General features: G+C 50.1%; 6 protein-coding genes and 1 pseudogene. 2 read left to right on the top strand and 5 right to left on the bottom strand.

Going from position 1 to position 9,292, the window contains the following annotated elements:
- Positions 1-84: 84 nt before the first annotated feature.
- Both H6G21_RS21990 and H6G21_RS21985 read right to left on the bottom strand, forming a co-directional pair.
- Complete coding sequence (locus H6G21_RS21990; RefSeq protein WP_190575999.1) at positions 85-1,191, bottom strand: HEAT repeat domain-containing protein; 1,107 nt, start codon at positions 1,189-1,191, stop codon at positions 85-87.
- A 617-nt stretch (positions 1,192-1,808) separates the two neighbouring features.
- Positions 1,809-2,189, bottom strand: coding sequence for a hypothetical protein (locus H6G21_RS21985; protein WP_190575997.1), 381 nt, complete (start codon positions 2,187-2,189; stop codon positions 1,809-1,811).
- 372 nt (positions 2,190-2,561) lie between these two features.
- Between H6G21_RS21985 and H6G21_RS21980 the strand changes: the two genes are divergently transcribed.
- Complete coding sequence (locus H6G21_RS21980) at positions 2,562-4,400, top strand: ABC transporter ATP-binding protein (protein WP_190575995.1); 1,839 nt, start codon at positions 2,562-2,564, stop codon at positions 4,398-4,400.
- 224 nt (positions 4,401-4,624) lie between these two features.
- On the opposite strand, the pseudogene H6G21_RS25845 reads toward H6G21_RS21980, so the two are convergent.
- Positions 4,625-4,726 (bottom strand): annotated as a pseudogene (locus tag H6G21_RS25845) (IS1 family transposase); the annotation flags it as partial.
- A 342-nt stretch (positions 4,727-5,068) separates the two neighbouring features.
- On the opposite strand from H6G21_RS25845, the gene H6G21_RS21975 reads away from it, so the two are divergent.
- A complete protein-coding gene (locus tag H6G21_RS21975) occupies positions 5,069-5,989 on the top strand; it encodes an NF038130 family PEP-CTERM protein (RefSeq protein ID WP_190575992.1) in 921 nt (306 codons plus the stop codon).
- A gap of 119 nt (positions 5,990-6,108) precedes the next feature.
- Here H6G21_RS21975 and H6G21_RS21970 read toward each other — a convergent pair whose 3' ends face one another.
- Positions 6,109-7,449: a TldD/PmbA family protein gene (locus tag H6G21_RS21970; RefSeq protein WP_190575990.1), complete on the bottom strand. Its 1,341-nt coding sequence runs from the start codon at positions 7,447-7,449 to the stop codon at positions 6,109-6,111.
- A 190-nt stretch (positions 7,450-7,639) separates the two neighbouring features.
- Positions 7,640-9,112, bottom strand: coding sequence for a TldD/PmbA family protein (locus H6G21_RS21965; RefSeq protein ID WP_190575988.1), 1,473 nt, complete (start codon positions 9,110-9,112; stop codon positions 7,640-7,642).
- Positions 9,113-9,292: the final 180 nt, after the last annotated feature.

The following is a 9,292-nucleotide window of genomic DNA, read 5'->3' as shown; positions in this document are numbered from 1 at the left end:
ACAATGAGTTTGATTAACTGAAGCATTGGTTAGATCGATCTCTTTTGATCTATGAGCTAGCTGAGCTCACGTTACACTTAGAGCTTAACTTTCATTAGATCTTGTCCAAACACTTGGGTCCACCGCATTTAATAGTGTGCTTATCTGGGAAGGAGTAACTTTAGCTGTACGTCCAAGATTGAATAATGCAATGCGAGCACTAGCTTGAATGAGTGAATCAGAATTTTTTAACCGTGATCTAATCTCAGCAATTGCTTTTTCAGCAGGTAACTTACTAATAGCTTCTAAGTCTCTATTAACTTTCTGAATTTCAGTTCTAAATTCAGGCGAATCTTCTAACTTAAGACTCATTATCATTTTGCCTGCTCTAACCGAAACAGATGAATTTGAGTCAAATAAAAGAGGCAACACATCGCGAACTGAGATTGCATTTGGATTTCTCATCTCGACTAGTGCTTCTATTGTCGCAGCACGTATTTCTGGCACCGGGTCTTTCAGTAAGGGCGTAATGTGTGGCAAAAAATAAGGTATTGATTTAGGTGTACTTCCAATTGTATCAAGTGTCGCTAAACGAACCATTGGATCGGCATCTTTAAGTAGCGGCAAAAGCTCCACAGTCAGAAACCGATCCGACTGACCAATACCGCGTAGGGTTCCAATCGCAGCAAAGCGCACACTGGTACTTGGAGATTTGAATAGTGGCAATAGTTGAGGGATGATAGTTTGAGCATCATCTCCCATTGATCTCAGTGCACTTAATGCTTCTACGCGCACATACAGATATCGATCGTCTAACAGCTTAGACAAGTGGAAAACGATATCTTTTTTCCTGGCAATATCGTTTCTCCTAGAGTCAGCTAATGCGCCCAGGCTTCTTGCTGCATAGCCACGCAGATCTGGATGCGTGTGCTTTAAGAGACTTATTAGATGAGGTTCGATAATAGTAGCCTGAGATTTCATTTCACTCAGGGTTTTAATTGCAGTAATCTGGACATCTAAGTTCACATCCTGAAGCAATAGTAAAAGATCTGGTACTGCTACCTTAGCCGTCTCTCCCATTTCACCCAAACGTTCCACGGCTTGAATACGCAGATCAGGCTTTGGGCTTTTAAGCTGCATTCTCAAACCTAGAATGCGTTCATCGTCTGATATAGGTGAAGAGTTACGTGGTGAAGAGTCTGGCTTATTCATAGGTGGCACCCTGCCACCTTGTGGGCTAGTGCTAGTAGGGTGCTGCGATTGAGCTTTTATGCTATTAGGTAGCGCGATTAGGAACAGAGTGCCCAAGGTAAGTGGAAGGAACAATCGATAACTTATTTGCATTTCCGCCTTTAAAGATCAGTTGATTGGTTGCGGCTTTATCCAGAAGGGATGCAGCAAGGAAAATTTCATCAATTATTGAAGTATTAAGACCGATGGCGGTCATTAAACAGCTAGATTACTCAACTTCACAACTTACGGCATAAATTAGTCATGGGCTTCCAAACAGATGATCCACATCTGTAGAACGCAAAGTTCACCTGCTACGAGTTGACTTTGCTGAAACCAGTTTAGCATTGCCAGTCAGGTGCGACGATCGGTCACACTAGGCCAATGATAAAGTCTTTCTAGATTTTTGTCTCGAAATGACTGCCCACTAAACAATCTGAAAAGCCGATCGAACTTTGCATCACACAGATGAGTGAGAAAATAACACGATCGCTCTCAACTACCCCGATCGCTGCTTTCACTAAAACCCCGATCGCCCTAGTCAAGGTGCCCACAGACTACAAGACAAGCAAACCTGCGGGACACCTACACTTCAGCCTTTACCAACGCCGCTGCAACACGCTCACCCATTCCCCTTCCACACCCGGTACAGGCATGGGTTTCCCCCAATACACCCGATCCACAAAGCCGATCGAATGCAATCGGTTAATGATTGACTCTACCGTTTCCTTCGTGCCGAAAAGTTGTAACCGATAGTATGGCTGAAAACGTTCGATCGAGCGATCGCCGCGATCGCTAGAACCTGTAAAACACATATTGAGCTTCTCCTTGTTGAAGTGAATCTCATCCCGAATAGACTCTATCCCCTTTTCCCGCAGGAGAAGGGCCAGGGATGAGAGCGGAAGAAAGCCCAAAAATTTAGAGCCACCCCGTTTGACATCACAAACAAGAGTGGCTCGGTCAGATGCTAAAATCCTCATCAAGCCTCCTTGCTGCTTCACCAGCGCGGGGGAATAGCTACCCTGAGTTGTGCCTGCAACAAAGGGTAGTGCCCTAAATTTCCGGGAACCCAGCGGCCCCATGCTTCATGCCAAACCATCTCGTGAAAGAAGGATGTCCATGGCACCGCTATGAAAAACAAGACTACGAACAAACCCAGATTCAGTCAACCCTCAAGAACTCAAAAAATATTAACCTTTCTCTGGTAGTGGAATTTCCTGCTGCCCCAACCTTCCCCTCCAGCCCTAGCAGTTTTCCCCAGTGTTGCCAAATTGACTTGCCAAACCCAGACTTCATGCTGTAGTATGTGTAACTCTATGTATTACACACCTTCCTCAATCCGAGGAGGCGTTATGAAACAGCTAACTCAACGTTCTCAAGCCAAATTCCTAGACATCATCTACTACTTCCGACGCTACCGTAACATCGCATTGTTCAGCATCGTCGGAATGGGCCTGTTTGAAATCATCGATCTGTTTGTCCCCTACGCCATCGGTCAAATTCTTAACCTTTTATCCGGACAAGCGATCGATGTTCCCTTACAACAATTGATCAGTGCCGTCGCAAACCTGTCAGGCATTACCGTCACTCCCACCGTCTCGCTGGGCATCATTGCCGGACTCGTCGCCCTCGTGTCGATCGGACGCGCCCCTATCCAACCCTGGATTGGCCCTTGGTTCCAGTGGGATACCGCCTTTCGAGCCCGACGTGACCATGCCCAAAAAGCCTTGGAAAAAATTCTCACCCTTCCGTTGGAATACTACGACGAAAACAATCCCGGTCGTATTGCCGCCCGTGTCGCCAAAGGACTCTCCAACCATACCTGGAGCTATCCCGAAATCACAGGCAGCTTTATTCCCAAAGTCTTTCGAGTCATTGGTATTTTTATTGTCATTTGGTTAATCGATTGGCGAGTTGCAATATTGCTCCTCGTATCTTTCTTCGGTATCCTAGCCTATAGTCTAAGTGGTCTTCAGGCATTAGCCACCCGTGAGGCCAAATTAGATAAATACGTTGAAGATACCGATAGCCGCACCTCAGAAATCATTACCAATATCAAGACTGTAAAAGCCTTCGCCACGGAAGCTTCGGAACTCAAACGGCAACTGACTCGGATGGATCGAGAGTTTACTGTCTTGGACTATCGGATTCACAAAGGCTACGTCACCCTAGGCATGTACGAACGCACGATCGTGCAAACCTGTACCTTCTTGGTGTTGGCATTAACGCTGTGGGCTACGATCGAAGGCCGTATTTCCCTCGGTCACTTCATCACCGTCCTCACCGTCTCCAGCATGGCCTACGCCGAAATTGAACCGATCTGCAACCTCGCAGAAGTCTTTGCCCGTCGCTATGCCTCCATGATTCGCTTCCACGAATTTATGCGCCTGCCGACTGGCACCGACGCCGCCACCCTGCAACACCCCGAAGCCGTTCCCGCCTACCAATTCACAGGCAAAGTGGAACTCGATCACGTCAACTTTGGCTACGACGCCGATCGTCCGGTCTTGCAAAACATCAACTTGTTGATTGAACCCTACCAAACCGTCGCCCTCGTGGGTCGATCGGGATCGGGTAAATCCACCTTAGTCAAGTTACTCTTCCGCTATTTTGAACCGAGCCAAGGCTGTATTCGCATCGACGGTCAGGACATTCGCCGTTTGGATGTCACCGGCTACCGGAAACGGTTAGCGATCGTCCACCAAGAAGTGGATGTCTTCAACGGCACCATTTGGGACAACCTGATGTACGGCAATCCCAACGCCACCGCCGATGAAGTCTATCAAGCCTGCCGCATCGCCCAAGCCGAAGACTTCATTCGCAACCTGCCCCAGGGCTTTGCCACGGTAGTGGGTGAGCGTGGGGTGCGCCTGTCCGGAGGCCAACGGCAACGTCTCGGGATTGCCCGCGCCTTGGTGATGAAGCCGGACGTACTGGTCTTTGACGAAGCCACGTCCAGCCTGGATTACGAGTCCGAACGGGCCATCCAACTCGCGATGCGATCGCTGTTTGGTACCTGTACGCTGATCATCATCGCCCACCGTCTCAGCACCGTGCGCGAAGCCGACAAAATCGTGGTGTTAAACCAAGGAGAAATCGTTGAAGTCGGTAGCCACGAAGATCTCATCGATCACGGTGGTATCTACGCTAGATTAAACGCCTTACAAGAAACTGGAGAATTAATTCCTTAATCATTCCTTGATTGTTTAGGCAACGCTGATAGGACTAGCTCCTAAATCAATTGCGCCAGGATTTTCTAAGTGACACTGGCTGTCATAGAAAATTCTGGCGCGTTCTGTCTCGATTGTTTCGAACAGCATACTACGAGTATTGCAATTTTGTGCGATAGGAAATCGAATTGATGATCGTCGTACTATACTGTAATGCAGCCCGGAACAACGCTAAATTAAGTACTCCAATTATCTGTGTCAATCACAGCACATTGCTGATACACAGAGGGCATCGAGTTCCACAACGCTGGAGCCAAGACTGCACTCCGGTCATCCACCCGGACACCTATAATCTCTCGCGTTTGAGCATTGATGAACAGTTCAATCCCAACATCCTGTATCAAAACTAATGTTGCACTCCCTTCGTATGCTAGAACAAATTAACCATTATTGAGATTCCAGCAACGATCGCTCCACTCAACCAACCCAGTCTCTAGGACAACCACCTGAGAAAACTTCACAAACCTACCCACCCCCTAACCAATTCTTCATCAGCATTGCCGTAGATTTCACAGGGACATTTCCACAGAAATTAGGAACCATGGAAATAGTTGGAACTGGTTCAATTCAGGCCAACCCAACCCCAGAAATCACACCTACCCGATCCAATGCATGGGATCCCCTTCCAGATGAACAATCGCCTTCGTACAATCACATTGACTAGCGTTCTGGCGATCGGCTGTAGCACGATCGGCCTTGCACCAGCCCACGCCAACAGCATCCAAAACACCTCGATCGGTGGCACTGCCCCCACTGATTATCTGCTCTATGACGCCAACGGCACCAACACGTTCGTCAACCCCAATGCCAGCCTGAGCAGCATTCTCAGTGGCAACAAAAATAGTCCCACGGGCAATATCGAACTGGCCGCCAGCAGCGAAAAAGCCGGATTTGATTTCAGTAAATCTACGACCCTCAACGGCACGATCGGGGGCCGCAGCATCTCCATCAGTAGTCTCACGCAGAGCGACTGGACAGCCGCTTACCAAGGCACCACCTTTGGCCGTTACTGGTTTAACCAAGCCCTAACCAGCAACGGGTTCGGCAGCTTAGTTAACACCCAAATGGGGAATAATTTCTTCAACATTTTCGCTGGCAACGGTGGTTTCCAACGCTTTAGCGACCCCAACATTTCCTACGTTAATCAAAACGCAGCGGGTACGATTAGTGTTGGTTTAGCAGGTCACTACAACGCAAGTTCCTTGTTTACCCAATCGATCGATCAATACCTGGCCAAAACCCCAGCTCTCCCTAATAGCCAAAGACTTGCATTGTTGAATCTGAAAACACAACTCAGCAATAGCAGCAAACCTATTCAAGCTAGCGAAATCGTTAAGTACACCTACAACGGAGTTACCAACTACGGTTTTAGCTTCACCGCAACCCAGTCCGGTCTAGTGGAAAAAAGTGATGGCATTTCCCACAGCGGTAACTACGAAATTTCGATCGATGGCCCTCCTCCCGTCAAAGTTCCCGAACCTGGCCTTGCTTTGAGCTTAGCTGGATTGAGTGGTTGGGCTGTGCTCCAGCGTCGTCGTAAAGTTGTGTAGCACCAGATTCGGTCTGATCAATCTAGCAGGAAGCCTGACGGCTCTTGGGTCTGAGGACATTACCTCCCAGCCCCAGACCGTTAGGCTTCTTTATTATTTGCAGTGATTTGCACGCTGCGTTACTCACCCGTCACCGACAGGCTATCGACCCAGATGTAAGGACAGACGCCACCACCCGTAAAGTGGCCTTCCGGTTCGACATAGATAATTGAGTTCAGTACCTCGCGGATATCCCCCGCCACCGTTGCTGAATCCACGCTGATGCGTTGGCCATCCTTGATCAACCAACCATCAAACGGCAACGAAAATGACCCTTGCAACGCTTGTACCCCTGCATGGAGCGCCTGCAAATCGTCGATCAAAATCACATTATCTGCCGTCTCCAAACGGTAGGTTTCCTGGGCCGGTTCCCCCGCAAAGACATGGAAAAAGTTCGCGCTCACCGTCACCTTGGCCCCCATATCGGCATTGCCCGTCGGCTCGGTACCCATGCGTTTGGCTGTCCCCGCACTATGCAGAAAACTGGTAAGCACCCCATTGGTAATCAACGGGACACGGCGGGTGGGTGTGCCTTCCCCATCAAAGGTATCCGCTCCCACATTTTCAGGGTGCAATGCATCATCACACACTGACAGCAACGGTGACGCGATCGCTTGATTTAAGGAATCGGGCGTAGACAAACTTTGTTTATCCAAAATGCTTTGGGCATTAAACAGATTGGAAAACGCACCGAATAGGCTGAGAAAGGCTTCCGGCGAAAACACCACGCGGTATTTCCCCGTTTTCACCTTCTCGTAGTTCAAATGACTGATTGTCTTGTCCGCCGCTTCCTTAACGCAGCCATTCACATCCAACTTATCCAACCCATGGGCAATCCGGAAAGCACCGGCACTGCGCGGCTTTTTGCCCTCTGCTTCCGTTTTAGTGTAGAGGTAGAGGGATGCGATCGAGGCGGCTTCATGACGCACCGCTCCCGCACTGTTGATGTAAAACCGTTCGATGTCCCGTTGCGCCAAACCGTTGTAGGGTACCCCTGCGATCGCCGGATGGGCTTCCAGCAATTCCTTTTCAGCCGTGACTAACGTTTTGAGCAGAGTATCCACCGCCGCCGGAGTGCAGCGGGGAGATTCGTGGGCCGCAATGCTAGCCGTGGCCTCTGGGCTGAAGTCGGGTACATTTTCCGTCGCGCCAAACTCGCTGGCTTCCGACGCTGTTTTCAAGGCAATTTCCAGCCCTGCCGCATCCACATCGGTGGTGGAAGTGACGCCCACGGTACCTTTCTCACTCCAGACCCGCACCGTCACCCCCGATCGTTGGGAGGCTTTCATCGCTTGGGGTTCGCCACTGTCCACCTGTACGCTGGTTTCCTCGACGGCGGAACCGTAAATATCAAACTTTTGAATTCCTAACTTTGCAGCTACGTCCTTGGCTGCGGATGCGATCGCTTCAATCTTTGCCATACCTAGACCCTTAGATTACTTCACAGATGGGGAGAAATTTTTCACCAGCAGCTAACGCCTCTGAAATAGGAGCAGAGGCACTAAACCCTAGGTGTTGTAGTTGATTAGCTGTACTCAATTAGACGCTGCGATCGAATGTAATTAATTCATCCAATCGAGGAGAGTACAAACATTCGATCGAACATTACGGTTAGCGTCCACCAACGGTAATAGAATCGACTTTGAGATGGGGTTGACCCACGGTGCAGTAAACACTCCCACTCACGGAACCACAGAACCCTGCGGCCAAGCCTAAATCCTGGGAGCACATAGAAATCTTTTGCATGATATCCACCGCTTCCCCGATCAAGGTTGCACCCTTCAGCGGTTTGGTGAGTTGCCCATTTTCGATTAAGTACGCTTCATCCACGGCAAAGTTGAATTCACCCGTAGCACCGACGCTGCCACCACCCATCTTTTTGCAGTAGATGCCCTTGTCGATCGAGCTAAACAGATCGTCCATGGAATAATTCCCCGGCGCGATGTAGGTATTACGCATCCGACTCGCTGCTGCATAGGTGAAGTTTTGGCGACGACCGCTTCCCGTGCGAGGATGACCCGTCCGCAGGGATCCGGCCCGATCGGAAATGAAGTTTTTCAACACGCCATTTTCAATCAACAGCGTCCGTTGGGCTGGCATCCCCTCATCATCCATGTCGATCGTCCCAAAGGCATCCTGGGTCAGCCCTTCATCCCAGGCCGTGAGATTTTCGTGGGCAATTTTTTCACCCTTCTTCTCGATAAACGGTGTGGTTTTCCGCTCGATCTGCGTTGTTTCCAACAGGTGACCGCAGGCTTCGTGGAAAATGACTCCACCAAACTCATTGGCCATGACGATCGGATAGCTGCCCGACTCCACGTAATCGGCATAGAGCATTTTGCCTGCGGACTCTGCCACTTCTTCCGCGCTATCTTCATAGTTCCAGTTGCGCAGAAAGCCCGGATCGCTGGTATTGCCCACCCGCTTGTTAATGCTCGATCGGTTGGCTCCATCGGCACAGAGTAGGCTGTAACCAACGGATTGGGTCAGGCGAATATCCCGTGCAAAGGTGCCATCACTGGCTGCCACCATCACTTCCTGCCAATCCCGGAAATACACCGCCCGCCGCGACTGGACATGGCTAGCCTTCTGCGCCAACTTACCATTCGCCGCCAGCAACACATCGCCCATTTCCCGCATGGAACTGGTTTCGCCCAGCCATTGCTCCTTATTGCGCTTCGTGGCGTAATCCCGCAGTAACTCCAGGTTAATTTCTGGGATAAAGGCGTTAGGCCCCGGCAGCGTCAGCCCCATAATGCCCAGTGCCTTTTCTAACGCTGTCTTCAGGCCATTAAAGGTCAAATCATTAGTGGAGACATAGCAGTCCGCCTTGCCCCGGAAGACCCGTACCCCTGCCCCCGTGGACAGGCGAGGCGAAATGCTGGTGATGGCATCTTCTTCCGCCATACAGCCAATGTAATTCACCCGCTCTAAAAAAAACTCAATGAAATCGGCCCCAGCGGCTCGCCCCAAGCCCAACAAGGTCGAGAGGGGCGCTGCCCAGGTTTCGTCAAAGCGGTGGGACGTACTGGCATACTTCAGATTCGGAAGTTCTTTGGTCAGCAGTAACGGTGTTGCTAGCATGGACAGCCTCAAAGTTTCTAGGACGCGCGTTCTAACCGCAAGCCGATCGGGGTGTGGGATAGCCGCGATACTTGCTTCAGTCTAGCAAAGGGAACTCCAAGGGGGATCGCCCCCATAGACCTGACGCCGATCGCGATTCCCGTACACGCCTTTTGATACAATCGCCTTACTCACGGTTAG

The sequence above is a fragment of the Alkalinema sp. FACHB-956 genome (genome assembly GCF_014697025.1).
GTDB lineage: Bacteria > Cyanobacteriota > Cyanobacteriia > Leptolyngbyales > Leptolyngbyaceae > Alkalinema.
The sequence above is the reverse complement of the archived record's forward strand: the minus strand, read 5'-3'. Positions and strand labels throughout refer to the sequence as shown.